This window comes from Streptomyces amritsarensis (genome assembly GCF_001953875.1).
In the GTDB taxonomy this organism is placed as follows: Bacteria; Actinomycetota; Actinomycetes; order Streptomycetales; family Streptomycetaceae; genus Streptomyces; species Streptomyces amritsarensis.
The window spans coordinates 43,633-67,888 of record NZ_MQUR01000017.1; the positions used below are offsets into that span (position 1 = coordinate 43,633).

The following is a 24,256-nucleotide window of genomic DNA, read 5'->3' on the forward strand; positions in this document are numbered from 1 at the left end:
GGCGCGCGAGCCGCGCCCGAAGATCAGAGGCCCATCGCCGCCGCGAGGTCCTTCTTGATCGCGTCCAGGACTTCCTGGCCGGTCGCGCGGGCCGACGCCAGGTCGGAGGCCTCGGCCACCGGGACGACGACCTCCAGGTAGCACTTCAGCTTGGGCTCCGTGCCCGACGGGCGGCAGATGACCCGGGCCTTGTACGCGCCGTCCAGGTAGTAGCGCAGGCCGTCCGTGGGCGGCAGCGACTGCGTGCCCCTGCTCAGGTCCTCCGCGGAGACGACCCGCAGGCCCGCCAGCGAGGCCGGGGGCTCCGCGCGCAGCGCCGCCATCGCGGAGGCGATCACCGACAGGTCGCGGACGCGGACGGAGAGCTGGTCGGTGGCGTGCAGCCCGTGGGCCATCGCCAGGTCGTCCAGCAGGTCGGTCAGGGTGCGGCCCTGCTCCTTGAGCTCCGAGGCCAGCTCGGCCACCAGCAGGGCGGCGGTCACGCCGTCCTTGTCGCGGACGCCCTCGGGGTCCACGCAGTAGCCGAGCGCCTCCTCGTAGCCGTAGCGCAGGCCCTCGACGCGGGCGATCCACTTGAAGCCCGTCAGGGTCTCCTCGTGGCCGACGCCCGCCGCCTGCGCGATCCGGCCCAGCAGGCTGGAGGAGACGATCGACTCGGCGAAGACGCCGGTCGCGCCCTTGTGGACCAGGTGCGCCGCGAGCAGGGCGCCGACCTCGTCGCCGCGCAGCATCCGCCAGCCGTCCGCGGTGGGGACGGCCACCGCGCAGCGGTCGGCGTCGGGGTCGTTCGCGATGACGATGTCCGGCCGGACCTCGGCGGCCCTGGCGAACGCCAGGTCCATCGCGCCCGGCTCCTCCGGGTTGGGGAACGCCACCGTCGGGAAGGCAGGGTCCGGTTCGGCCTGCTCGGCCACCAGGACCGGCTCCGGGAAGCCGTGCCGGGCGAACGCCGCCAGCACGACGTCCTTGCCGACGCCGTGCATGGCCGTGTAGACGGTCCGCACGCCCCGCGGGCCGCCGGGCGTCAGGACGGCGTCCGTACGGGCCAGGTAGGCCTCCAGGACCTCCTCGCCGAGGTCCTCCCAGCCGGATTCCGGCCGGGGGACCGAGGCGAGCGTGTCGACGCGGGCGATCTCCGCCGCGATCTCCGCGTCGGCCGGGGAGACGATCTGCGAGCCGTCGCCGAGGTAGACCTTGTAGCCGTTGTCCCGGGGCGGGTTGTGGCTCGCGGTCACCTCGACGCCGGCCACGGCGCCCAGGTGCCTTATGGCGTACGCGAGGACGGGCGTGGGCAGCGGGCGGGGCAGGACGGCCGCGCGCAGCCCGGCGCCGGTCATGACGGCCGCGGTGTCGCGGGCGAAGTCCGCCGACTTGTAGCGGGCGTCGTAGCCGACGACGACCAGGCCGCCGGTGTGCCCCTGGGCCTTCAGGTAGGCCGCGAGGCCCGCCGCGGCCCGGATGACCACGCTGCGGTTCATCCGCATCGGGCCCGCGCCGATCTCACCGCGCAGTCCGGCGGTGCCGAACTGGAGGGTGCCGGAGAACCGGTCGGAGAGCTCCGCCGTGTCGCCCGCCTCGATCAGCGCGGCCAGCTCGGCCGCGGTCTCCGGGTCGGGGTCCTCCGCCAGCCAGGCCCGGGCCCGGGTGATCAGGTCGTCCTGTTCCTGCACTACTTCCGCCTTACCTCTCGTACGGTCCGGAGCCTCAGATGCGGGCGAGGACCTGGGTCAGCAGCTTGCCCATGCGCGCGGCCGAGTCGCGGCCGGCCTGGAGGACCTCTTCGTGGTTGAGCGGCTCGCCGGAGATGCCCGCCGCCAGGTTGGTGACCAGGGAGATGCCGAGCACCTCGGCGCCGGCCTCACGGGCGGCGATGGCCTCCAGCACGGTGGACATGCCCACGAGGTCGGCGCCCATCACGCGGATCATGTTGATCTCGGCCGGGGTCTCGTAGTGCGGGCCGGGGAACTGGACGTAGACGCCCTCCTCGAGGGAGGGGTCGATCTCCTTGCACAGCGCGCGCAGCGCGGGCGAGTACAGGTTCGTCAGGTCCACGAAGTTCGCGCCGATGATCGGCGAGGTGGCCGTCATGTTGATGTGGTCGCTGATCAGGACCGGCTGGCCGGGCTGCATGCCCTCGCGCAGACCGCCGCAGCCGTTGGTCAGCACGACGGTCTTGCAGCCGGCGGCGACGGCGGTGCGGACACCGTGGGCGACGGCGGCGACGCCGCGGCCCTCGTAGTAGTGGGTGCGGCCCAGGAAGACCAGCGCGCGCTTGTCGCCGATCTTGTACGAGCGGACCTTGCCGCCGTGCCCTTCGACGGCGGCCGGGGGGAACCCGGGCAGCTCGGTGACGAGGAACTCGGCCTCGGGGGCGCCCAGGGCCTCGGCGGCGGGGGCCCAGCCGGAGCCCATGACGAGGGCGACATCGTGGGTCTCGGCGCCGGTGAGCTCGCGCAGGCGGGCGGCTGCGGCGTCGGCGGCGGCGGTGGGATCGGTAACAGATGCGTTCACGCAGACGAGCGTAGCCGCTCATTGCCTACGCGCGTAGATGGCACAGCTCACCATGCTCGGATCGTTGTCTTGTCGTTTCCGACCAAATGTCCGCTGCCACCTCCGGTGACCTGCGATGACCTGCGGCGATCGGCCGGACAGCCCGTCCGGGAGGCCGCGCCGGGGAATTCAGCAGGGGCGCTTGCGCAGCTCCATCACGTAGTCGTGCGGGGCGCCCGCGGACTCGGCCGCGTCGGCGATCTCGCCCAGGTAGCGCGCCGAGGGCAGGCCGCCCTCGTAGCCGTTGAGCACGTAGCACCAGGCGGCCTCGTCGCCTTCCATGGTGTGCACCCGGATCCGCATGCGCCGGTAGATGTCGAGCCCGACGCCCTCCCAGCGGTCCATCGAGTCCTCGTCGAGCGGGGCGATGTCGTAGAGGGCGACGAACACCTGCTGGCGGGGGGCCTCGGCGATGGTGGCGAGGGAGCCCTCCCAGCCCATCTGCTCGCCGCCGAAGGTCAGCCGCCAGTCGTTGAGCCAGCCCGTGCCGCGCAGCGGCGAATGGGGAGCGCGGCGCGTCATCAGCCGCGGGTCGAGGTTGCCGGCGTACGCGGCGTAGAGCGACATGAGGTCGAGGGTACGGGAGGGGCGGCCGTGGAGGCGTGCCCGGCCGGGCGTACCCCCGGACGGAGTCCCGCGGCGGGACCGGGCGCGAAGCACCTTGAAGCGTGCGGGACAATGGAGCACGGAATGCATCCCCCGGGGAGACCCCCCGGAACACCGGCCGGGGCGGCAGCCGGCCGGGTAGACGTGAGGCGGACTTTTCGTGACCCGGATCGTGATCATCGGCGGCGGACCCGGCGGGTATGAGGCGGCCCTCGTGGGGGCCCAGCTCGGCGCGGAGGTGACCGTCGTGGACTGCGACGGCCTGGGCGGGGCCTCGGTCCTGACCGACTGCGTACCTTCCAAGACTCTGATCGCGACCGCCGAGGTGATGACCACCTTCGACTCCTCCTACGAGGAGCTGGGGATCATCGTCGCGGACGACACCCCGCACATCGAGCAGGCCGCGCGTGTCGTGGGCGTGGACCTCGGCAAGGTGAACCGGCGTGTCAAGCGCCTCGCGCTCGCCCAGTCGCACGACATCACCGCCTCCGTCACCCGCGCCGGCGCCAAGGTCATGCGAGGCCGCGGCAAGCTGGGCGGCCCGCAGGGCATCGACGGCACCCGGGACGTCATCGTCACCGCCGCGGACGGCACCGAGACGATCCTGACGGCGGACGCCGTCCTCATCGCCACCGGCGGCACCCCGCGCGAGATCCCCGACGCCCAGCCCGACGGCGAGCGCATCCTGAACTGGACCCAGGTCTACGACCTCGACGAGCTCCCCGAGGAGCTCATCGTGGTCGGCTCCGGTGTGACCGGCGCCGAGTTCGCCGGCGCGTACCAGGCGCTCGGCTCCCGGGTCACCCTGGTGTCCTCCCGCGACCGCGTGCTGCCGGGCGAGGACCCCGACGCGGCGGCCGTCCTGGAGGACGTCTTCCGCCGCCGCGGCATGAACGTCGTCGGGCGCTCGCGCGCCGAGTCCGCCAAGCGGGTCGGCGACCGGGTCGAGGTCACCCTGTCCGACGGGCGGGTGCTCACCGGTACGCACTGCCTGATGGCGGTCGGCGCGATCCCGAACACCGCGAACATGAACCTGGAGGAGTCCGGGGTCCGGCTCAAGGACTCCGGGCACATCTGGACCGACAAGGTCTCCCGCACCTCCGCGCCGGGCGTGTACGCCGCCGGTGACGTCACCGGCGTCTTCGCGCTCGCGTCCGTCGCCGCCATGCAGGGGCGCATCGCGATGTACCACTTCCTCGGCGACGCGGTGGCCCCGCTGAACCTCAAGACGGTCTCCTCGAACGTCTTCACCGACCCGGAGATCGCCACCGTCGGCTACACGCAGGCGGACGTGGACGCCGGCAAGATCGACGCCCGTGTGGTGAAGCTTCCCCTGCTGCGCAACCCGCGCGCCAAGATGCAGGGCATCCGCGACGGCTTCGTGAAGATGTTCTGCCGCCCGGGCACCGGCATCGTGGTGGGCGGCGTGGTCGTCTCCCCGCGCGCGAGCGAGCTCATCCACCCGATCTCGATCGCCGTCGACAACAATCTGACGGTCGAGCAGATCGCAAACGCGTTCACCGTGTACCCCTCCCTGTCGGGGTCGATCGCGGAGGTGGCCCGCCAGCTGCACACGCGGAAGGCCGGCGGGGAGGCCTGACCGCCCCCAACCGCCCCGCGCCCCAGGGGCGTTGGGGCGGTGCCCGGCCGCGTGGCCGGGTGTTCACCCGCACCTCGGGCTGCGTATACCACTAGTCGCCCCGCCATATGGACAACTTCGGTATTCCGGCGCAAAGAGCTGAAACCAGACGGTCGTTGGGGTTACTGTCAGTTTCGTGTTCGCTGCAGAACGTCGCCAATTGATCCTCGAAATGGTGCGGGCCAACGGAGCGGTTTCGCTCCGGGAGCTCGCCCGTGTCGTCCAGACCTCCGAAGTGACCGTACGGCGGGACGTGCGGGCGCTGGAGGCCGAAGGACTCCTCGACCGCCGACACGGCGGTGCGGTCTTGCCGGGCGGTTTCACGCGGGAGTCCGGCTTTCCGCAAAAGTCCCATCTCGCGACGGCGGAGAAGACCGCCATCGCCGATGTCGCGGCCGGCCTCGTCGAAGAGGGCGAGGCCGTCGTCGTCGGCGCGGGCACCACGACGCAGGAGCTGGCCCGCCGGCTCGCCCGCGTGCCCGGCCTGACCGTCGTCACCAACTCCCTCCTGGTCGCCCAGGCCCTGGCCCACGCCAACCGGGTCGAAGTCGTCATGACCGGCGGCACCCTGCGCGGGTCCAACTACGCCCTCGTCGGCAGCGGAGCCGAGCAGTCCCTCCAGGGGCTGCGGGTCTCCCGGGCCTTCCTGTCGGGCAGCGGTCTGACGGCGGAGCGCGGCCTGTCCACGTCCAACATGCTCAGCGCGAGCGTGGACCGGGCGCTGGTGCAGGCGGCGGCGGAGGTGGTGGTCCTGGCCGACCACACCAAGCTCGGCACGGACACGATGTTCCAGACGGTGCCGACGGACGTGATGACCCGCCTGGTCACGGACGAGCCCCCACCGCACGACGACCGGGCCGCCACCGAACTCCAGGCCCTGGCGGATCAGGGCGTGCAGATCACGGTGGCGGGCGGCCAGGCCGCGGCCTCCGCCGGCCTGGACGGCCTGGGCGGCCGCCGCCCCCGCCGCGACTCCCCCCTCCCGGTCCAACGCCGCGGCGGCCCGACGGCCCAACTCCGCAGCGCGTCCCCCCTACCGGACCCGGGTGACCGCGAACGGGAGCGGGCCCGCGTGGCGGACATGCGGCGGCGGTAGTCACGCCGAGTGGACTCAGCCCGGAGATCAAGCCGCAGTGGTAGTGCGTGCTGATCTTCGGGCTCCGTGACGTCCGAGGCTTGGCGGCGCCTCTGCGCATCATTGCCGAGTCCTGTGAGGGATCAGCCGGTGTCAGGAAGCGCAGACGATGCGGCTACCCCAGGTGCCGTAGGATTCCTGTGTGGAAGAACTGATAAATCCGCGGAGCGGTAGCATTCGACGATTTCTGCAACGATGGTATGGCGTGGTTGCGAGTCAGGTCGACGATGATGTTCCTGAATTCTCAGAAATTCCGGCGGAACTAGTCGACTGGCATCGAGCGATTGCGGAAGTCGGCGGGCGCCTAGTTTCTCAGAATCGTCCGATACCGCTGGCGGAGCTCGATAAGGCCAGTGACGGCATGATGATTTTCTGGGTCGAGAATCAAGGCGCCTACTACTGGGCAACCGATGTGCAGGCGACGGAACGAGTGGTGTCCTGCCGCGGTCACGAGTCAGAACCCTGGCGTCTTACAGGTGAGACTCTCGAGAACTTCCTTCTGCACTGCACTGTGAGCGAGGTGATCGGCGGATCGGATTCTTGCTTCACCGCGATAGTCCCGGATGCAGTCCTCCAAGGGTCTGTCTTGCGGGACTTTTCTGTACTTCCGTTCCCTGCTCTGGAGAACGAGGACCCGTCCACTAGGCTCTTGTGTGATTCTGGCGCGCTCGCATGCGCGGGTCCACCACCGGTTGGCTACGCGCTTCCGGGCGAGCCAGGGGTGATGATCAAGGTCGCCGTAGCGCCGGGTGGCGACGTGCAGAAATATCGATCGGGATTGGAAGGATACATCCTTCCTGCTGGGGTTCGAGATGAAGTCGAATACTCCGAGGATGACCTCCCATTCTGAGATTGGGGTTGAAGCATGCCCGGTGGAGGTTCATGAGTGAACCTCCACCGGGCGAACTGCCAAGTCAGCCTACAAGGCGTTTCCGATAAATTTTTCTGGCCTTCTTCCTGGTGCGAGAACCCACATCTCAGCTCCAAATGGCAGGGCGTCTTCAATGGCTACACTGGAAGTTCCTTTTCCTAAGGGCTGTCCCGTAATCCCCCGCGGGCGCACGACGACAGCTACGGCACCTCGCTGCGTTGTCGGAACGCCCGAATGCGCCCAGTATGAGGACGCCCCTCCGCCTTGCGATGCACCGCATCTGACGCCGTGCGCTGATCCACCGGGGATTACGGGACAGCCCTTAGGTATGCGTCGCAAGGGCCATCCACGTGGTCGATGTAGAGCACGCCTTGCTTGATTTTGTTCACGCGCATGTAGGCTGCGGCCTGCATCTCTACGTGATGGCGATTTGTCTTAGTCAGAGGCGAGATCGTCAATGAATCCGCCGATCTTCTCTCCGCTACTGAACGGAACCTCGTCAACCTGGATGTCCAAAATTCCGACGGTGCGACGATCGTAGTCCTTTTCCAGCGACGTGGTTGCGACCTTGCACTGCGTCGGGGTGGCGTTGTGCGTAAGGACCGGCACGGAGCCCGCGAGCACGTAGTACGTGTGCTTGTTGGAGACCGTCAGGTTGTGGACACGTTTGTGCTGCGTCCAGCGCTTGACCTCCGTGACCTGGCGCAAGGATGGCCGGGACCTCACCCTCACCTGGCCCAAGCCGCTCCCCGTCCCGACGCTGGACGGCAACAGCGCCACCTACCCCGAGGTGCTGAGGGGCGTCGACCTGCGCGTCGCCGCGGACGCGACGGGCTTCTCGCACCAACTCGTGGTCAAGACCCGCGAGGCCGCGTCCGATCCGGCGCTCGCCTCCATCGACTTCGGCCTCAAGGGCAACGGCGTCACGCTGCGCAAGGAACAGAACGGCGAACTGAAGGCCTTCGACCCCGCGGGCCAGCCCCTGTTCTCCTCCGCCAAACCGCAGATGTGGGACTCCGGAGCGGACCAGCCACTGCCCACCGCCCCGGCCAAGTCCTTCGCCGAGTCCGCGCTCAAGCAGTCCGCACCCGCCCAGGCTCCGTCGACGGCGGCGGCCACGCCCACGGCTCCGTCCGTCGACCGGGTACCCGCTGTCGACGGCATCTCCCTGCGCACCAAGGAGGCCGACCTCGGCGTCGAGCTCAAGGGCGACAGGCTCACCCTCACCACGGACCGCAAGCTGCTCACGGCGCCGGACACCAAGTTCCCGGTCGTCATCGACCCGATATGGCGTGACGACTGGAAGTCGGCCTGGGCGCTGGCCTACAAGCACAACGGGATCGCCGGGTCGGCGGGCAAGTCCTACTGGAACGGCGGCAACCTCAGCAGGGACGCCCGCGTCGGGTGCTCCAAGGACCCGGACTACAGCTACGCCCTGGTCTGTGCGAAGACCTTCTTCCAGATCGGCATGGGCCACCTGGCCCGCAAGCAGATCCTCGACTCCACCTTCCGGATCCAGCAGAAGCATTCCGGCTCCTGGAACTGCCAGTCGGGCGAAATCCAGATCTGGGACACCGACACCATCACGGGCAGCACGAGCTGGAACAACCAGCCTGCCTGGAAGCGCATGGTCGACTCCTCCAGCCAGTCCTACGGCGGCCGCAACTGCACGAGCGACGGCTCCTTCCTGGAACTGGACGTGACCTCCGCGGTCAGCGACGCCAACGGCGACGGCCGGTCCGACATGGCGACCGTGTACGACTTCGGCAACCACACCACCGCGCTCTACACCCTGCGCGCCAACGAGGGGGGCGGCTTCATGGAGCCCGTCCTCGCCTTCAACAGCGGCCTGCGCAACTTCAACGCTGCCAGCGCGCAGTGGGTCGCAGGCGACTTCAACACCGACGGCCGCGACGACCTGGTGGCGCTGTACGGCTACGACGACGGCGCCAACGCCCTGTTCACCTTCCTCGGCCAGGCGGACGGGACCTTCAAGTCCCTGCCCCGAAGCGCCTATGTCGCCCCGGGCAACTGGGACGCGTTCAAGGCGAAGCTGGTCGCGGGCGACTTCAACGGCGACGGCCGGGACGACATCCTCGCCCTGTACGGCTCCGGCGACGGAACCGTCGCGGCGTACACGCTGCTCGCCAGGCCGGACGGAGGTTTCGCGGACCCCGTGAAGTCGTGGACCCGCAAGCCGGGCGACTGGAACTACAACGCCAGCAGGCTCACCTCGGGCGACTACAACGGCGACGGTCGCGCCGACGCCGCCATCATGTTCGACTACGGCAACGGCCGCTCGGCCCTGTTCACGCTGACGGGCCGCCCCGACGGCGGGCTCAACGACGACTTCGTGAGCTGGACCCGTGAGAGCGGCTGGTGGGGGAGTTCCCTCGGGAACCTGGTGTCCGGTGACACGGACAAGGACGGCCGTGCCGACGTCTCGGTCATGTACAACACCGCCAAGGGGGCGACCTCGGCCTACACGTTCAAGGCCCGGCCCGACGGCGGCTTCAACGAGCACCTGAGGAGCTGGGAGGCGGCTGCGGGTACCTGGTAGGGGCGGGAGAAGGATCCGCATATGGCGCCGGCCCCCAGGACCCGTTCGGGTCCTGGGGGCCGGTTGCGTTGCACGGGCGGACGTCAGTCCTTGATCTCGCAGATCGTGGCGCCCGAGGTGACCGACGCGCCGACCTCGGCGGTGAGGCCGACGACGGTGCCGGAGCGGTGCGCGTTGAGCGGCTGCTCCATCTTCATCGCTTCCAGTACGACGATCAGCTCGCCCTCGGTGACCTGCTGGCCCTCCTCGACCGCGACCTTGACGATCGTGCCCTGCATCGGGGAGGCGAGCGTGTCGCCGGAGGCGGCCGGACCGGACTTCTTGGCCGCGCGGCGCTTCGGCTTGGCGCCGCCCGCGGCGGCCGTGCGGGCCAGGGTCATGCCGAGGGAGGACGGCAGCGAGACCTCCAGGCGCTTGCCGCCGACCTCGACGACGACCGTCTCGCGGCCCGGCTCGTCCTCGGCCTCGTCGGTGGCGGGAGCCGTGAACGCCGGGATCTCGTTGACGAACTCGGTCTCGATCCAGCGCGTGTAGACGGTGAAGGGGCTGCCGTCGGTGGGGGCGAACGCCGGGTCGGCGACGACCGCGCGGTGGAACGGGATGGCCGTGGCCATGCCCTCGACCTCGAACTCGGCGAGCGCGCGGGCGGCGCGCTGCAGGGCCTGCTCGCGGGTGGCACCGGTGACGATCAGCTTGGCCAGCAGGGAGTCCCAGGCCGGGCCGATGACGGAGCCGGACTCGACGCCCGCGTCGAGGCGGACGCCCGGGCCGGTCGGCGCGACGAACTTCGTCACCGTGCCGGGCGCCGGGAGGAAGCCGCGGCCCGGGTCCTCGCCGTTGATGCGGAACTCGATGGAGTGGCCGCGCAGGACCGGGTCGCCGTAGCCGAGCTCCTCGCCGTCGGCGATGCGGAACATCTCGCGGACCAGGTCGATGCCGGCGACCTCCTCGGTGACCGGGTGCTCGACCTGGAGGCGGGTGTTGACCTCCAGGAAGGAGATCAGGCCGTCGGCGGAGACCAGGAACTCCACGGTGCCGGCGCCGACGTAGCCGGCCTCCTTCAGGATGGCCTTGGACGCGGCGTACAGCTCCGCGTTCTGAGCCTCGGTCAGGAACGGTGCGGGGGCCTCCTCCACCAGCTTCTGGTGGCGGCGCTGGAGGGAGCAGTCACGGGTGGAGACGACGACGACGTTGCCGTGGCTGTCGGCCAGGCACTGGGTCTCGACGTGACGCGGCTTGTCGAGGTAGCGCTCGACGAAGCACTCGCCGCGGCCGAAGGCGGCGACGGCCTCGCGGACGGCGGAGTCGTAGAGCTCCGGCACCTCCTCCAGGGTGCGGGCGACCTTCAGGCCGCGGCCGCCGCCGCCGAAGGCCGCCTTGATGGCGATCGGCAGGCCGTGCTCCTTGGCGAAGGCGACGACCTCGTCGGCCCCGGAGACCGGGTCCGGCGTGCCGGCGACCAGCGGCGCGCCGGCGCGCTGGGCGATGTGGCGGGCGGCCACCTTGTCGCCGAGGTCGCGGATGGCCTGCGGCGGCGGGCCGATCCAGGTCAGGCCGGCGTCGATCACGGCCTGGGCGAAGTCGGCGTTCTCGGACAGGAAGCCGTATCCGGGGTGGATGGCGTCCGCACCCGAGTCGGCGGCGGCCTGGAGGACCTTGGAGATGTCCAGGTAGCTGGCGGCCGGGGTGTCACCGCCCAACGCGAAAGCTTCGTCGGCCGCGCGGACGTGCAGAGCGTCCCGGTCCGGATCGGCGTAGACGGCTACGCTCGCGATCCCGGCGTCCCGGCAGGCCCGAGCAACGCGGACAGCGATTTCGCCACGGTTGGCGATGAGCACCTTGCGCACGATGGCTCCCTCCTTGAAACAAGCTGAGTTTAGGGACAGCCCACACGGCCTTTCGACCCTTCCCCGGTGGTGACCTTGCCCACACAGAGTGTGATGCGAGGCCCGCTCCGCCGGGAAACCCTTGTGGCGCCCCAGGTCAGGGGGATCCCCGACTGCACAGTAACCCCGTCATGTATCCAAGGTCTCTGTCTCCCCGGTCAGCGGCCCCGGGTGATTCTTTGTCGAGTCCCTACGAACGGCCCACATTTTCTTTGCTGGCGAGCGAGGAGTTGTCCCCTTGTTTACTGATTGGTAGCTCCGTCGTCCCGCGGGGCGAACCGGGACAACACCGTACCCACAGCGAGGCGGCCGACCGCGGTCCCCGCGGGCCGCACCGCGCCGGGCGTGTACTCCGGACGGGCGATGCGGGCGCATCTATTGCCCACGGGGCTACCCGTTAGTAGCCTCCAGGGCGTCGAACGGGCGTATGGCGCTTGGGGGGTGGGTGCACATGGTGCGAAGACTCGTGGCCGGACTGGCCGCGATCGTGCTGGTCGCGGAAGCCGCCGTGCTGGTGCTCGTCCACATCGTGCTGGGCCGGACCACGGCCAACCAGTCGATGTCCATCGCCGGCAGCGACCCGGACGTCATGTCCAAGGCCACCTACGCCATGGGGGCGGGCATGGGCGCCTTCCTCGTGCTGTGCGCCGTCCTCGCCGTCCTCGCCGCGCTGCGCGACCGGCCGCCGGGCCGCTTCGGCCGCGTCGTGCTCATCAGCGCCGCCGTCACCCACGCGGTGCTCGGCATGCTCGCCGTCGGCCTGGTCGGCTGGGCGGCCTTCGCGGCGCTGATGCTGATCCTGTGTCTGCTCGTACTGATCCTGACGCTCTACCCCGCCGCCCGGCACGGCGAGGGGGGCGGCCCCGTCGAGGACACCCCGCCTCCGCCGCCGTTCGGGGAGCTCGGGGAGCTCAGGCCCACAAGTCCGTGATGGACACGTCCAGTTCGCCCAGCAGGGAGCGCAGCAGCGGCATCGAGAGCCCGATCACGTTGCCGTGATCCCCGTCGATGCCGTCGATGAACGGCGCCGACAGCCCGTCCAGGGTGAACGCCCCCGCCACGTGCAGCGGCTCGCCGCTCGCCACGTACGCCGCCACCTCCGCGTCCGTCGGCTCGCCGAAGCGGACCGTCGTGGACGCCGTGGCCGAGACCTGCCGCCCGGTCGCCGTGTCGATGACGCAGTGCCCCGTGCGCAGCACGCCCGCACGGCCGCGCATCGCCTTCCAGCGCGCGGTGGCCTCCTCGGCGTCCGCGGGCTTGCCGAGCGCCTCGCCGTCCAGCTCCAGCACCGAGTCGCAGCCGATCACCAGGGCGCCCGACGCCTCGTCCAGGGCCGCCACCACGGCCGCCTTCGCCTCGGCCAGCGCCAGCGCCAGCCCGGCCGGCTCGTCGTGGTCCAGGGTGTCCTCGTCGAAGCCGCTGACGATCACGTGCGGGGCGAGACCGGCCTGCCGCAGCAGGTTCAGCCGGGCGGGGGAGGCGGAGGCGAGGACGAGCTTGCGCACGCTCGCGGGCTGGGGTGTGGCAGTCATGCCCGCCATCGTAGGTGTGCCCGGGGGCGGCTCAGAAGTGGCTCACACCGAGGACGTAGACCACCACGAGCATGGCGAGGGCGAGCACCACGGTGAGCCGCCGGATCATCGCCTGCGCGTCGCGCATGTCCTTGGGCGGCTCGTTCTTCGGGTCGGACCAGAGCATGTTCCGATCCTGGCCCCGGGGACGGGTGCGGCGCCTGAGTACGGGTACTCAGGCGCCGTACCGCATTCACGTCATCCGGCTACCCGGGCCAGTACGTCCGGCCCCAGGCGTGCGGCCCCGGCTGGGGGAGCCGGCGCCGTGCCACCCGGGCCGGCGTCGACCACTCGTCCGCGACCGGCGGGGCGCCCGCCGGCGCCGCCGAGGCCAGCAGCGCCGCGCGCGCCTGGACCACCGCCAGTGCGGCGGCCAGCTCCTCAGGGGTCGGATTGCCCTTGACGACCTTGATCACCACGGTGACCTCCTGGAGGGACTAGAGGGGGATGTTGCCGTGCTTCTTCGGCGGCAGGGACTCCCGCTTGGTGCGCAGCTGCCGCAGCCCCTTCACCACGTGCGCACGGGTCTCGGACGGCATGGCCACCGCGTCGATGTAGCCGCGCTCCGCCGCCGTGTACGGGTTGAGCAGCGCGTCCTCGTACTCGGCGATGAGCCGGGTCCGGGTGGCCTCCACCTCCTCGGGAGCGGTCTCGGCGAGGGTGCGGCGGTGCAGGATGTTCACCGCGCCCTGCGCGCCCATGACGGCGATCTGCGCGGTCGGCCAGGCCAGGTTCAGGTCCGCGCCGAGGTGCTTGGAGCCCATGACGTCGTAGGCGCCGCCGAAGGCCTTGCGGGTGATGACCGTGATCAGCGGCACGGTGGCCTCCGCGTACGCGTAGATCAGCTTGGCGCCGCGCCGGATGATTCCGTTGTACTCCTGGTCGGTGCCCGGGAGGAAGCCCGGCACGTCCACGAACGTCAGCACCGGGATGTTGAAGGCGTCGCAGGTCCGCACGAAGCGGGCCGCCTTCTCGGAGGCGTCGATGTCCAGGCAGCCGGCGAACTGCATCGGCTGGTTGGCGACGACGCCCACCGGGTGGCCCTCGACCCGGCCGAAGCCGGTCAGGATGTTGGGTGCGAAGAGCGACTGCGTCTCCAGGAACTCCGCGTCGTCGAGGACGTGCTCGATCACGGTGTGCATGTCGTACGGCTGGTTGGCGCTGTCCGGGATCAGCACGTCGAGCTCGCGGTCGCTGTCGGAGACCGCGGTGTCGGCCTCCTCCGGGAAGGCGGGCGGCTCGGAGAGGTTGTTCGACGGCAGGTACGACAGGAGCGACTTCACGTACTCGATGGCGTCCTTCTCGTCGCCCGCCATGTGGTGCGCGACGCCGGACGTGCTGTTGTGCGTGCGCGCACCGCCCAGCTCCTCGAAGCCGACGTCCTCGCCGGTGACCGTCTTGATGACGTCCGGGCCGGTGATGAACATGTGCGAGGTCTGGTCGACCATCACCGTGAAGTCGGTGATCGCGGGCGAGTACACGGCGCCGCCGGCGCAGGGCCCGACGACCAGGCTGATCTGGGGGATCACGCCGGAGGCGTGGACGTTGCGGCGGAAGATCTCGCCGTACATGCCGAGCGCGCTGACGCCCTCCTGGATGCGGGCGCCGCCGGAGTCGTTGATGCCGACGAGCGGGCAGCCGGTCTTCAGCGCGAAGTCCATGACCTTCATGATCTTCTGGCCGAAGGTCTCGCCGAGGGCTCCGCCGAAGACCGTGAAGTCCTGCGAGAACACGGCGACGGGGCGGCCGTCGACCGTGCCGTAGCCGGTGACCACGCCGTCGCCGTAGGGGCGGGTCTTCTCCAGCCCGAAGTTGGTGGACCGGTGCCGGGCGAACTCGTCCAGCTCGACGAAGGATCCCTCGTCCAGCAGTAGGGCAACCCGCTCACGCGCCGTCAGCTTGCCCTTGGCGTGCTGCTTCTCCACGGCGCGGGCGGAACCGGCGTGGGTGGCTTCGTCGATGCGGCGCTGCAGATCCGCGATCTTGCCCGCGGTGGTGTGCATGTCGATCGGCTCTGACGGATGTGACATCGGGGTCGCGGCTCCCTGCATGGTGTCAACTGCCTGGTCAATTGATTGACTACTGCTGGCTACTGGTGCGTAGCGTATCGGCGGGCATGGCGCTCGGCAGTGCGGCGTTTGACACACCTGCATTGGGTTGCTTGGCCTCGTCGCCTTCCCTAAGGGGAAGCCTTCCCACCCTCGCGGACGGCTCTCCCGGGCCGTGGGCCATCCGCACACGGTCGAACGTCGCGGACGGCTCCACGGCCCGCGCGTCGCAGGGGTGGAAACGGAACGTGAATGACCGATTCGCCGCAGAATTCCCCACAGTGGGGAAGCTAGGGTCAGTCAGGATCCGACCACGAGCCCGGGTCAGAGGATCACACACGGCGACATAAGGAATCCGACCATGTCATCAGACGCCTCAGCAGGAGCCTCCGCAGGTCGCTGGTCGAGCCTGGACCGGCCGCCGCTCAATGCCGCCGCGCTGCGGCGGGCCCTCGTCACCGGGGACGGGCTGTGGACCTCCCTGGAGGTGGTCGCCTCCACCGGGTCCACCAATACCGACCTCGCCGCGCGGGCTGCGCAGCTGCCCGAGGGGGCCGTGCTCGTCGCGGAGGAGCAGAGCGCCGGCCGCGGCCGTCTCGACCGCAGCTGGGTCGCTCCGGCCCGGTCCGGGCTGTTCTTCTCGGTGCTGTTCAAGCCGGGCGGCGCGGTGCCGCAGGAGCAGTGGGGGTGGCTGACCCTCCTGGCGGGCGTGGCCACCGCGACCGGGCTCTCCCGGGCCGCCGGCGTGGACACCGCACTCAAATGGCCCAACGACCTGCTGGTCACCGTCGAGGGCGAGGAGCGCAAGGCCGGCGGCATCCTCGCCGAGCGCGTCGCGGACGGCATCGTCGTCGGGATCGGGCTCAACGTCACCTTGACCGAGGAGGAGCTCCCGGTGCCGGCCGCCGGGTCGCTGCTGCTGGCCAAGGCCACCGTGACCGACCGCGAGCCGCTGCTGAAGGCCGTACTGCGGTCGCTGGAGGAGTGGTACGGGAACTGGCGCGCCGCCGGTGGCGACCCGGCGGCCAGCGGACTCCAGGAGACCTACGCGGCGGGCTGCGCCACGCTCGGCCGGCACGTGCGCGCGGAGCTGCCGGGCGGGCGCACCCTCACCGGAACGGCCGAAGCCGTCGACACCGATGGCCGCCTGGTGATCCGTACGGCCGAAGGCACCCACGAGGCGGTGGGGGCCGGCGACGTCGTCCACCTGCGGTCCGTGCACTGACGGGGGTGGGGCCGGGCCTGCGGCGAAATGCGCGGAATGCTGCGTTTCGGGTGCATGCGGCCCCAAGCACCGCCGTGTGGAGCCCGGCACCGGTGCCGGCTCGAAGCCGGGGAGGGGGAGTGAGCTACGGCACACCTGCCGTATGGTTTAGGCGATCCCGCTGCTCGTGGTGATCAACCGGTTCGGCAGGGCAGTGCGCACGGAATGGACAGGAGGCGGCCCTTGACCGTCGACGACTCTGCTTCCGGCGCGTCCGCCCCCGGGCCCACCGGTCCGGGCACCCCGATCGGGCGCGACCAGCACACCCCCCACCACGAGGTCGACCACACCGTGCAGCCGACGGCGGATCCCCTCGCGATCCGCCTGGAGCAGCTCATCCTGGGCGCCGAGCGCCGGTACACCCCCTTCCAGGCCGCCCGCAGCGCCGGGGTGTCGATGGAGCTGGCATCCCGCTTCTGGCGGGCCATGGGCTTCGCCGACATCGGCCAGGCGCGGGCGCTGACCGAGGCCGACGTACTGGCCCTGCGCCGGCTCGCGGGCCTGGTGGAGGCCGGGCTGCTGTCCGAGCCGATGGCGGTGCAGGTGGCGCGGTCCACCGGGCAGACCACGGCGCGGCTGGCGGAGTGGCAGATCGACTCGTTCCTGGAGGGGCTCACCGAGCCGCCGGAGCCGGGGATGACCCGTACGGAGGTCACGTACCCCCTGGTCGAGCTGCTCCTGCCGGAGCTGGAGGAGTTCCTCGTCTACGTGTGGCGCCGCCAGCTGGCGGCGGCCACCGGACGGGTGGTGCAGGTCGCGGACGACGAGGAGATGGTCGACCGGCGGCTCGCGGTGGGCTTCGCCGACCTGGTCGGATTCACCCGGCTGACGCGCAGGCTGGAGGAGGAGGAGCTCGGCGAGCTCGTCGAGTCCTTCGAGACGACCGCGGCGGACCTGGTGGCCGCGTACGGCGGCCGGCTGATCAAGACGCTCGGTGACGAGGTGCTGTACTGCGCCGACGACGCGGCGACCGCCGCGGAGATCGCGCTGCGGCTCATCGAGACGATGGAGGCCGACCCGCAGATGCCCGAGCTGCGGGTCGGGATCGCCTTCGGCACGGTGACGACCCGGATGGGCGACGTCTTCGGGACCACGGTGAACCTCGCGAGCCGCCTGACGTCGATAGCCCCCAAGGACGCCGTGCTGGTGGACGGGGCCATGGCCGAGGAGCTCTCCCGGACCGGCGCCGCACCGGTGTCGGAGAAGGAGGCGGAGGCGGAGCCCGACGAGGGCGCGGCCTACCGGTTCGCCCTCCAGCCGATGTGGCAGCGGCCGGTGCGCGGCCTGGGCGTCGTGGAGCCCTGGTCCCTGACGCGCCGCAAGCGCCGCTGACCCCCGCCGTCACCGGCCGCCGCTCGCACCGCCGGGGCGCCGACACCCGCCGGGGCGCCGGCACCCGCACCCCGCGCGTCGCAGGTGCCCCGGCCGGGGCGCCCGCGCCGACGGCGGCGCCCGCGCGCCCGAGGCCGCCCAGGCGGCCACGCCCCTGAGGCGCGCCGGGTCGAGCGGCGGCGTCCGCGCCCCTGTACGCCGGGCGCCGAGCCGCGCTGCGCAGGGTCCCCGCGTCCCCGCGCCCGAGGCCGCCCCGACGGCCGCGTCCCCGTCCTCCGAGCCGCGCCGCGCAGAGGCCTGCGCCGCGCCGGGCTGAGCGGCCGCGTCCGCGCTGGGTATCCGGCCCGCGCCGACCGGCGGCGCCCGCGTCCCCCGGCGCCGAGCCGCGCCGCGCAGGTGCCTGCGCCGGGCCGAGCGGCGGCGTCCGCGCTGGGTATCCGGCCCGCGCCGACGGCGGCGCCCGCGCGCCCGAGGCCGCCCAGGCGGCCACGCCCCTGAGGCGCGCCGCGCGGGTGCCGCGTCGAGCCGAGCTGCGGCGTCCGCGCCCCCGTACGCCGGGCCGCGGCGGGCGCGCCGGGGCGCGCCTCCGCCCACCCCCGCCCGAGGGGCTGGGGCGTCGGCGGGCGGGAGGCGGGGGTCACGGCCGCGCCAAATGTGCCACGGCCCGTACCGATCGGCGGGACACCGCCTACTATCCCGACGTAACGTTCGTTAACCGGGAGGGTCCTATGGCGTCCGAGTTCGAGTCGGAGTTCGTGGCGGTACGCCGCCACGAGGGCGGGGTCGCGGAGCTGGTCCTGGACCGCCCCAAGGCCATGAACGCGGTCTCGACCGACATGGCCCGTGCCATCGGCGCGGCCTGCGCCGCGCTGGCAGCGGACCGTTCCGCGCGGGTGGTCGTGCTCTCCTCCACCGCGGAGCGGGCCTTCTGCGTGGGCGCCGACCTCAAGGAGCGCAACTCGCTCTCCGACGCCGAGCTGGTGCGGCAGCGGCCGACCACGCGCGGGGCCTACGGCGGTGTGCTGGAGCTGCCGATGCCGACGATCGCGGCGGTACACGGTTTCGCGCTGGGCGGCGGTTTCGAGCTGGCGCTGGCCTGCGACGTGATCGTCGCCGACGAGACCGCGGTGGTGGGCCTGCCCGAGGTCTCCGTGGGTGTGATCCCCGGCGGTGGCGGTACGCAGCTGCTGCCACGCCGCGTGGGTGCGGCGCGGGCCGCCGAGCTGATCTTCACGGCACGCCGGGTGGAGGCCGCGGAGGCGCTCTCCCTTGGCCTGGTGGACTCCGTGGTGCCGGCGGGCCGGGACGCGGCCGAGGCGCTGGCGCTGGCGTCGCGGATGGCCGCGAACTCGCCGGTGGGCCTGCGGGCCGCCAAGCGGGCGCTGCGGCTGGGGCACGGCATGGACCTGGCGGCCGGCCTGGAGATCGAGGACGCCGCCTGGCGGACGGTCGCCTTCTCCGGAGACCGGGCGGAGGGCGTGGCGGCCTTCAACGAGAAGCGCAAGCCGAACTGGCCGGGGGAGTAGACCCGGGGGAGCAGACCCCGGCGGGTGTGCCCGTGGTGATCTTGAGGCTGTCGAAACTCGCGCCAATTGTCTCAAAATCCGACAAAACTCCCTAACCTGGGGTGATGGGAGCTGACGGGCGGCTGCGAGCCGTGGTGGGCCTCGCCCAGGCGATGGCCGCGGCGAGCACGCCGCGCGACAGTGTGCGTGCGGCCGCGCGGGGCGCGCGCCTGGCGATGGACGGCTCGTTCGCCGCGATCTCGGCGTGGGAGCGGGAGCGCGGGTGCCTGCGCGTGCTCGTCAACGAGGGTGAGCGGCGTGCGGGCGAGGAGGAGTTCCCCGAGGACGAGTCCTATCCGGTGCACGACTTCCCCGAGATCACCGAGTTCCTGCACGAGCGGTGGGTGGGCGGCGGCGGCCCCCACGCCTGGGTCGAGAGCGCCGTCGGCGACCGGCCGGGGCGGCGCGGCGAGGCGCTGCGCCGCCGGGGCCGCGGTACGTGCGTGGTCGCGCCCGTCGTGCTCAGCGGGCGGGCCTGGGGCGAGCTGTACGTCGCCCGGGACGAGGGGCTGCCCGACTTCGACGACGGCGACGCGGAGTTCGCCACCGTGCTCGCCGCCGTGGTCGCGGCCGGCCTCGCGCAGAACGAGCGCCTGGAGGAGGCGCGGCGGCTCGCCTTCACCGACCCGCTGACCGGGCTCGCCAACCGCCGGGCCGTCGACATGCGCCTCGACGAGGCCCTGGAGGAGCACCGGCGCACCGATGCCGTCGTCAGTCTCGTCGTCTGCGACCTGAACGGGCTGAAGAAGGTCAACGACACCCTCGGGCACGCCATGGGCGACCGGCTGCTGGAGCGGTTCGGGTCCGTGCTGAGCCTGTGCGGGGCCATGCTGCCGGGCGCGCTGGTCGCGCGTCTGGGCGGCGACGAGTTCTGCCTGGTCGGGGTCGGCCCGCCGGCGGACGACGTCGTCCGGGTCAGCGAGGAGTTGTGCGCGCGCGCCGCCGAGCTGGAGCTGGGTGAGGGCGTGGCCTGCGGGGTGGCCTCCACCGGGGACCCGATCGGGCCGGTGAAGTCCTCCCGGCGGCTGTTCCGCCTCGCGGACGCCGCCCAGTACAAGGCCAAGGCGGCGCGTTCGGCCGGGCCGGTCGTGGCGGGCCGGGACACGGCGGTGGTACGGCTGGCGGACGCTGCCGCGCAGGAGGCTCCGGGTGAGCGGCGCCGCTTCCGCGGCCGCCAGTGACCGCGGGGCCGGATGCCGGGCGCCTCGTCGCGTAAGGGGTCCAGCGGCTGCGCGATCGTGACAGTTTCAGCTAGTGACATGGAGCGATTCAATCCGTAGGGTGCTGAATATGGATATGCACACTGTCGTGGTGGGGACGTCCGGTACCACCGCCGAGGACGTCATCGCCGTTGCCCGCGGCAACGCACGGGTCGAGCTGTCCGGCGAGGCGCTCGACGCACTCGCCCGCGCCCGCGAGATCGTCGACGCGCTGGCCGCCAAGCCCGAACCCGTCTACGGGGTGTCCACCGGGTTCGGCGCCCTCGCCTCCCGGCACATCAGTCCCGAGCTGCGCGCCCAGCTCCAGCGCAACATCGTCCGCTCGCACGCCGCCGGCATGGGTCCCCGCGTCGAGCGGGAGGTGGTCCGCGCGCTGATGTTCCTCCGCCTGAAGACCGTCGCCTCCGGCCACACCGGGGTGCGCCCCTCCGTGGCGCAGACCATGGCCGCCGTGCTCAACGCCGGGATCACCCCCGTCGTCCACGAGTACGGCTCCCTCGGCTGCTCCGGCGACCTCGCCCCCCTGTCCCACTGCGCGCTCGCGCTGATGGGCGAGGGCGACGCCGAGGGCCCCGACGGCACCGTCCGCCCCGCCGGCGAGCTGCTCGCCGAGCACGGCATCGAGCCCGTCGAGCTCCGCGAGAAGGAGGGCCTCGCCCTCCTCAACGGCACCGACGGCATGCTCGGCATGCTGGTCATGGCCCTCGCCGACCTCGACCGGCTCTACAAGTCCGCCGACATCACCGCCGCCCTCACCCTGGAGGCGCTGCTCGGCACCGACAAGGTCCTCCAGCCCGAGCTGCACGCCATCCGCCCGCACCCCGGCCAGAGCGCCTCCGCCGCCAACATGGCCGCCGTGCTGAAGGGTTCCGGGCTGACCGGGCACTACCAGGAGGAGTCCGCGCCGCGCGTGCAGGACGCCTACTCCGTGCGCTGCGCCCCGCAGGTCGCCGGCGCCGGCCGCGACACCATGGCGCACGCCGCCCTGGTCGCCTCCCGCGAGCTGGCCGCCGCCGTCGACAACCCGGTCGTGCTGCCCGACGGCCGCGTGGAGTCCAACGGCAACTTCCACGGCGCCCCGGTCGCCTACGTCCTGGACTTCCTCGCCATCGCCGCCGCCGACCTCGGCTCCATCGCCGAGCGGCGCACCGACCGGCTCCTCGACAAGAACCGCAGCCACGGCCTGCCGCCCTTCCTCGCGGACGACGCCGGCGTGGACTCGGGCCTGATGATCGCCCAGTACACGCAGGCCGCCCTGGTCAGCGAGATGAAGCGGCTCGCCGTCCCGGCCTCGGCCGACTCCATCCCCTCCTCCGCCATGCAGGAGGACCACGTCTCGATGGGCTGGTCGGCCGCGCGCAAGCTGCGCACCGCCGTCGACAACCTCACGCGGATCATCGCCATCGAGCTGTACGCGGCCACCCGCGCCATCGAGCTGCGCCACGGCCTGACCGCCGCCCCGGCCAGCCTGGCCGCGATCGCCGCCGCCCGGGCGGCGGGCGTGCAGGGCCCCGGGCCGGACCGCTTCCTCGCGCCCGACCTGGCCGCCGCCGACGAGTTCGTCCGTACGGGCGCGCTGCTCGCCGCGGTGGAGCCCGTGACGGGCCCGCTCGCCTGACGAGCGGCACCCGCTCAGCACGGCGAAGGGCCGCCCCGGGATCCCACCACCATCCCCGGGGCGGCCCTTCGCCGTCGTAGGCGTCTGCCGGGGGCCTACGCGCCGGGGGAGCGGCGCACCGAGAAGGCCACGAAGGCGGCCCCGACGCCGAGGCAGAAGGTGCCGCCCAGGAGGTACGGGGCGGTGTCGACGGAACCGGTGTCGGCGAGCGAGAGGGACGGGGGCCGCGCGCCCGAAGCGGAAGGCGCGGAGCCCGTGACCGTCCCGACGGCGGACGCCCCGTCGGGGTCCTGCGCGGTGTTCGCGCCCACGGGCACGGCGGAAGCGGGCTGCGCCGTCTCCGGCGCGGTCGCGCCCGCGGAGGGCACGAACCACAGGGCGGCGAGGAGGGTGGTCGCTCCGAGAGCGGTGAGCAGCGGACGGCGTGCGGACACGGTGCGATCCCCCTTGTGGCAGCAGCGAATTGGCCGTGTGCGCCGATGCTACGGAAAGGGGCGGGTCGTGGGAAAGTCAGGGCTTCCGCGGGCCTTACCCTCCGTCGTATGAACCCTTCTGAGACATCACGATATGTACGACTTCGGGTGGATCTGGTGCTTGAAGTGCCGGACGCCCAGGCACTCACGGGTGCCGCGCTCGACCACATCAAGGCCGACGAGTTCATGCCGGACGAGGAACGCAGCCATGCGGAAGCCGCCGTCCGGGAAGACGAATCGGAAGCCCTCGCCTACCTCGTCGACCCCACTGACCTGGTCCTCGACATCCCCGGGGTGGAGCTCGCACAGGCCTCCTGGAGCAGCGAGCCCGTCGAATACGACCCCGAGTCGATGGAGTGGGACCTCGACGAGGAAGATGGGGACTTCGACGAAGAACCCGACAACGCCTGACCGTGTGGTTGCCCACATCCCAACGGAATGTGGAACCGGCCAACGTCGTTAACGCGTTGTCAGGACCGGGCAGGGGGGTGCGCCCCCTGCCGGGCCAACCCCGGGACGGCGGTCTCGTGGTTACCGGCAACGATGGAGTGGCGTGTGAGGACGGACAGCAAGCGGCGGAGAAGGTCCCTGGTGGCCATATCTGTCGTGCTCGGCGGCGTACTGGTGCTCTCGGCGTGCAACGACGGGGGTGGCGGGGGCGGGGACCCGAAGAGCAACGGGGAGGCCAGCAAGTCCCAGGCGGACGTGGACGCGGCAGCGGCCAAGGACGCCTCGAAGGCCAAGATCACCATCGCGCCGAAGGACGGCGCGACCAACGTCGGTCTCAACGACGCGGCGAACGTCACCGTCACCGACGGCACGCTCACGCAGGTCGAGCTCAAGACGAGCGAGGGCGCCGCCGTGGCCGGCGACATAGCCGCCGACGGCAAGAGCTGGAAGCCCAAGGGCGCCCTCAAGCGCTCCACCAAGTACGCCCTGTCGGTGACGGCCAAGGACGCCGACGGCAAGGAGGCGCACGAGAACGCCTCCTTCACGACCGTCTCCCCGGAGAACAGCTTCGTGGCCTCGTTCGTGCCGGAGGAGGGCCAGACCGTCGGCGTCGGCATGCCGGTCTCGATCACCTTCAACAAGGCGATCAAGGACAAGAAGGCCGTCCAGGCGGGCATCACCGTCTCCTCCAGCAGCGGCCAGGAGGTCGTCGGCCACTGGTTCAGCGCCCAGCGCCTGGACTTCCGCCCCGAGCAGTACTGGCAGGCGGGCTCCACCGTCACGCTGAAGCTGGCGCTGGAAGGCGTCCAGGGCGCTCCCGGCGTCCAGGGCGTCCAGAGCAAGACCGTCACCTTCAAGATCGGCCGCAGCCAGGTCTCCACGGTCGACGCGAAGACGAAGAAGATGACGGTCACCCGCGACGGCGCGGTCATCAAGACCATCCCGATCTCCGCGGGCGCCCCGGCCACCCCTACCTACAACGGCCAGATGGTGATCTCCGAGAAGTTCAAGGAGACCCGGATGAACGGTGCCACCGTGGGCTTCACTGACGCCGACGGCAAGGGCGAGTACGACATCAAGGACGTTCCGCACGCCATGCGCCTGTCGAACTCCGGGACCTTCCTCCACGGCAACTACTGGGGCGCGGACTCGATCTTCGGCAGCGCCAACACCAGCCACGGCTGCGTGGGCCTGAACGACGTCAAGGGCGCGGGCGACCCCAACCAGCCGGCCGCCTGGTTCTACGACAACTCGCTCATCGGCGACGTCGTCACGGTGGTCAACTCCCCGGACAAGACGATCAAGCCGGACAACGGCCTCAACGGCTGGAACATGAGCTGGGCCGACTGGAAGGCCGGCTCGGCCGCCTGACGCCTGACGCCTGACGCCTGACGCCTGGCACGGCCAGGGCGCGGCGCGCCGCACGAACGCCGAACGGCGGGGAACCCCACGGGTTCCCCGCCGNNAA

23 protein-coding genes are annotated in these 24,256 nt (G+C 71.5%); 12 read left to right on the forward strand and 11 right to left on the reverse strand.

The window, feature by feature from the left end:
- Window positions 1–23: 23 nt before the first annotated feature.
- The 3 genes from AVW11_RS10460 to AVW11_RS10470 all read right to left on the reverse strand — a co-directional run bounded on the left by AVW11_RS10460 (window position 24) and on the right by AVW11_RS10470 (window position 3,117).
- A complete protein-coding gene (locus AVW11_RS10460; RefSeq protein ID WP_060178815.1) occupies window positions 24–1,670 on the reverse strand; it encodes a phospho-sugar mutase in 1,647 nt (548 codons plus the stop codon).
- 34 nt (window positions 1,671–1,704) lie between these two features.
- Entirely contained in the window at window positions 1,705–2,511 is an 807-nt protein-coding gene (locus AVW11_RS10465) for a purine-nucleoside phosphorylase (RefSeq protein ID WP_030851168.1), read from the reverse strand.
- A gap of 168 nt (window positions 2,512–2,679) precedes the next feature.
- The gene (locus tag AVW11_RS10470; protein ID WP_030851165.1) at window positions 2,680–3,117 is read right to left on the reverse strand and encodes a gamma-glutamylcyclotransferase family protein; all 438 of its coding nucleotides are present in this window, start codon (window positions 3,115–3,117) and stop codon (window positions 2,680–2,682) included.
- 199 nt (window positions 3,118–3,316) lie between these two features.
- Between AVW11_RS10470 and AVW11_RS10475 the strand changes: the two genes are divergently transcribed.
- From AVW11_RS10475 to AVW11_RS37105, 3 genes are all read left to right on the forward strand, one after another.
- Window positions 3,317–4,756, forward strand: coding sequence for an NAD(P)H-quinone dehydrogenase (locus AVW11_RS10475; RefSeq protein WP_076043842.1), 1,440 nt, complete (start codon window positions 3,317–3,319; stop codon window positions 4,754–4,756).
- A gap of 175 nt (window positions 4,757–4,931) precedes the next feature.
- The gene (locus AVW11_RS10480) at window positions 4,932–5,891 is read left to right on the forward strand and encodes a DeoR/GlpR family DNA-binding transcription regulator (protein ID WP_076043843.1); all 960 of its coding nucleotides are present in this window, start codon (window positions 4,932–4,934) and stop codon (window positions 5,889–5,891) included.
- 181 nt (window positions 5,892–6,072) lie between these two features.
- Window positions 6,073–6,780: a hypothetical protein gene (locus AVW11_RS37105; RefSeq protein WP_143568829.1), complete on the forward strand. Its 708-nt coding sequence runs from the start codon at window positions 6,073–6,075 to the stop codon at window positions 6,778–6,780.
- A 329-nt stretch (window positions 6,781–7,109) separates the two neighbouring features.
- Here the strand turns inward: AVW11_RS37105 and AVW11_RS39235 are convergent, their stop codons facing one another.
- Window positions 7,110–7,214 carry a hypothetical protein gene (locus AVW11_RS39235; RefSeq protein WP_107423260.1) on the reverse strand — a complete coding sequence of 35 codons (105 nt, stop codon included), beginning with the start codon at window positions 7,212–7,214 and terminating at the stop codon, window positions 7,110–7,112.
- Window positions 7,215–7,236: 22 nt separating this feature from the next.
- Entirely contained in the window at window positions 7,237–7,509 is a 273-nt protein-coding gene (locus tag AVW11_RS10490; RefSeq protein ID WP_076043844.1) for a hypothetical protein, read from the reverse strand.
- On the opposite strand from AVW11_RS10490, the gene AVW11_RS10495 reads away from it, so the two are divergent.
- A complete protein-coding gene (locus tag AVW11_RS10495) occupies window positions 7,496–9,361 on the forward strand; it encodes an FG-GAP repeat domain-containing protein (RefSeq protein WP_076043845.1) in 1,866 nt (621 codons plus the stop codon). The genes AVW11_RS10490 and AVW11_RS10495 overlap by 14 nt on opposite strands.
- Before the next feature lie 83 nt (window positions 9,362–9,444).
- Here the strand turns inward: AVW11_RS10495 and AVW11_RS10500 are convergent, their stop codons facing one another.
- Window positions 9,445–11,208 carry an acetyl/propionyl/methylcrotonyl-CoA carboxylase subunit alpha gene (locus AVW11_RS10500; RefSeq protein ID WP_030851152.1) on the reverse strand — a complete coding sequence of 588 codons (1,764 nt, stop codon included), beginning with the start codon at window positions 11,206–11,208 and terminating at the stop codon, window positions 9,445–9,447.
- 490 nt (window positions 11,209–11,698) lie between these two features.
- Between AVW11_RS10500 and AVW11_RS10505 the strand changes: the two genes are divergently transcribed.
- Complete coding sequence (locus AVW11_RS10505; RefSeq protein ID WP_076043846.1) at window positions 11,699–12,178, forward strand: hypothetical protein; 480 nt, start codon at window positions 11,699–11,701, stop codon at window positions 12,176–12,178.
- On the opposite strand, the gene AVW11_RS10510 is transcribed toward AVW11_RS10505, so the two are convergent.
- The 4 genes from AVW11_RS10510 to AVW11_RS10520 form a co-directional block, all read right to left on the reverse strand.
- The gene (locus AVW11_RS10510; RefSeq protein ID WP_030851146.1) at window positions 12,159–12,788 is read right to left on the reverse strand and encodes a Maf family protein; all 630 of its coding nucleotides are present in this window, start codon (window positions 12,786–12,788) and stop codon (window positions 12,159–12,161) included. The two genes, AVW11_RS10505 and AVW11_RS10510, sit on opposite strands and share 20 nt — an antisense overlap.
- A gap of 22 nt (window positions 12,789–12,810) precedes the next feature.
- Complete coding sequence (gene mmpB, locus AVW11_RS38940; RefSeq protein WP_257856429.1) at window positions 12,811–12,945, reverse strand: morphogenic membrane protein MmpB; 135 nt, start codon at window positions 12,943–12,945, stop codon at window positions 12,811–12,813.
- Window positions 12,946–13,024: 79 nt separating this feature from the next.
- Window positions 13,025–13,237 carry an acyl-CoA carboxylase epsilon subunit gene (locus AVW11_RS10515; protein ID WP_030851143.1) on the reverse strand — a complete coding sequence of 71 codons (213 nt, stop codon included), beginning with the start codon at window positions 13,235–13,237 and terminating at the stop codon, window positions 13,025–13,027.
- An 18-nt stretch (window positions 13,238–13,255) separates the two neighbouring features.
- On the reverse strand, window positions 13,256–14,848 hold the full coding sequence (locus AVW11_RS10520) for an acyl-CoA carboxylase subunit beta (RefSeq protein WP_076043847.1): 1,593 nt from the start codon (window positions 14,846–14,848) through the stop codon (window positions 13,256–13,258).
- A gap of 379 nt (window positions 14,849–15,227) precedes the next feature.
- Between AVW11_RS10520 and AVW11_RS10525 the strand changes: the two genes are divergently transcribed.
- The 5 genes from AVW11_RS10525 (at window position 15,228) to hutH (ending at window position 21,865) form a co-directional block, all read left to right on the forward strand.
- Window positions 15,228–16,091, forward strand: a complete 864-nt coding sequence (locus AVW11_RS10525; protein ID WP_076043848.1) for a biotin--[acetyl-CoA-carboxylase] ligase — start codon at window positions 15,228–15,230, stop codon at window positions 16,089–16,091.
- Window positions 16,092–16,313: 222 nt separating this feature from the next.
- A complete protein-coding gene (locus tag AVW11_RS10530) occupies window positions 16,314–17,462 on the forward strand; it encodes an adenylate/guanylate cyclase domain-containing protein (protein ID WP_030851135.1) in 1,149 nt (382 codons plus the stop codon).
- Between the two features lie 728 nt (window positions 17,463–18,190).
- Window positions 18,191–18,988: an enoyl-CoA hydratase/isomerase family protein gene (locus tag AVW11_RS10535; RefSeq protein WP_076043849.1), complete on the forward strand. Its 798-nt coding sequence runs from the start codon at window positions 18,191–18,193 to the stop codon at window positions 18,986–18,988.
- Between the two features lie 104 nt (window positions 18,989–19,092).
- Complete coding sequence (locus AVW11_RS10540; protein ID WP_030855415.1) at window positions 19,093–20,208, forward strand: GGDEF domain-containing protein; 1,116 nt, start codon at window positions 19,093–19,095, stop codon at window positions 20,206–20,208.
- A 115-nt stretch (window positions 20,209–20,323) separates the two neighbouring features.
- Entirely contained in the window at window positions 20,324–21,865 is a 1,542-nt protein-coding gene (hutH, locus tag AVW11_RS10545) for a histidine ammonia-lyase (RefSeq protein ID WP_060178809.1), read from the forward strand.
- 95 nt (window positions 21,866–21,960) lie between these two features.
- On the opposite strand, the gene AVW11_RS10550 is transcribed toward hutH, so the two are convergent.
- Window positions 21,961–22,299 carry a hypothetical protein gene (locus AVW11_RS10550; RefSeq protein WP_030855421.1) on the reverse strand — a complete coding sequence of 113 codons (339 nt, stop codon included), beginning with the start codon at window positions 22,297–22,299 and terminating at the stop codon, window positions 21,961–21,963.
- 156 nt (window positions 22,300–22,455) lie between these two features.
- On the opposite strand from AVW11_RS10550, the gene AVW11_RS10555 reads away from it, so the two are divergent.
- Complete coding sequence (locus AVW11_RS10555; RefSeq protein ID WP_030855423.1) at window positions 22,456–22,749, forward strand: hypothetical protein; 294 nt, start codon at window positions 22,456–22,458, stop codon at window positions 22,747–22,749.
- Between the two features lie 132 nt (window positions 22,750–22,881).
- The gene (locus AVW11_RS10560; protein ID WP_030855426.1) at window positions 22,882–24,159 is read left to right on the forward strand and encodes a L,D-transpeptidase; all 1,278 of its coding nucleotides are present in this window, start codon (window positions 22,882–22,884) and stop codon (window positions 24,157–24,159) included.
- The last annotated feature ends 97 nt before the right edge of the window (window positions 24,160–24,256 follow it).

Bases quoted from the DNA above. Each gene is read 5' to 3' on its own strand.
- AVW11_RS10535 (WP_076043849.1), top strand. From the start codon at position 18,191: ATGGCGTCCGAGTTCGAGTCGGAGTTCGTGGCGGTACGCCGCCACGAG.
- AVW11_RS10520 (WP_076043847.1), bottom strand. From the start codon at position 14,848: ATGTCACATCCGTCAGAGCCGATCGACATGCACACCACCGCGGGCAAG.
- AVW11_RS10540 (WP_030855415.1), top strand. From the start codon at position 19,093: ATGGGAGCTGACGGGCGGCTGCGAGCCGTGGTGGGCCTCGCCCAGGCG.
- AVW11_RS39235 (WP_107423260.1), bottom strand. From the start codon at position 7,214: ATGCAGGCCGCAGCCTACATGCGCGTGAACAAAATCAAGCAAGGCGTG.
- AVW11_RS10525 (WP_076043848.1), top strand. From the start codon at position 15,228: ATGTCATCAGACGCCTCAGCAGGAGCCTCCGCAGGTCGCTGGTCGAGC.
- AVW11_RS10560 (WP_030855426.1), top strand. From the start codon at position 22,882: ATGGAGTGGCGTGTGAGGACGGACAGCAAGCGGCGGAGAAGGTCCCTG.
- AVW11_RS10505 (WP_076043846.1), top strand. From the start codon at position 11,699: ATGGTGCGAAGACTCGTGGCCGGACTGGCCGCGATCGTGCTGGTCGCG.
- hutH (WP_060178809.1), top strand. From the start codon at position 20,324: ATGCACACTGTCGTGGTGGGGACGTCCGGTACCACCGCCGAGGACGTC.
- mmpB (WP_257856429.1), bottom strand. From the start codon at position 12,945: ATGCTCTGGTCCGACCCGAAGAACGAGCCGCCCAAGGACATGCGCGAC.
- AVW11_RS10510 (WP_030851146.1), bottom strand. From the start codon at position 12,788: ATGGCGGGCATGACTGCCACACCCCAGCCCGCGAGCGTGCGCAAGCTC.
- AVW11_RS10470 (WP_030851165.1), bottom strand. From the start codon at position 3,117: ATGTCGCTCTACGCCGCGTACGCCGGCAACCTCGACCCGCGGCTGATG.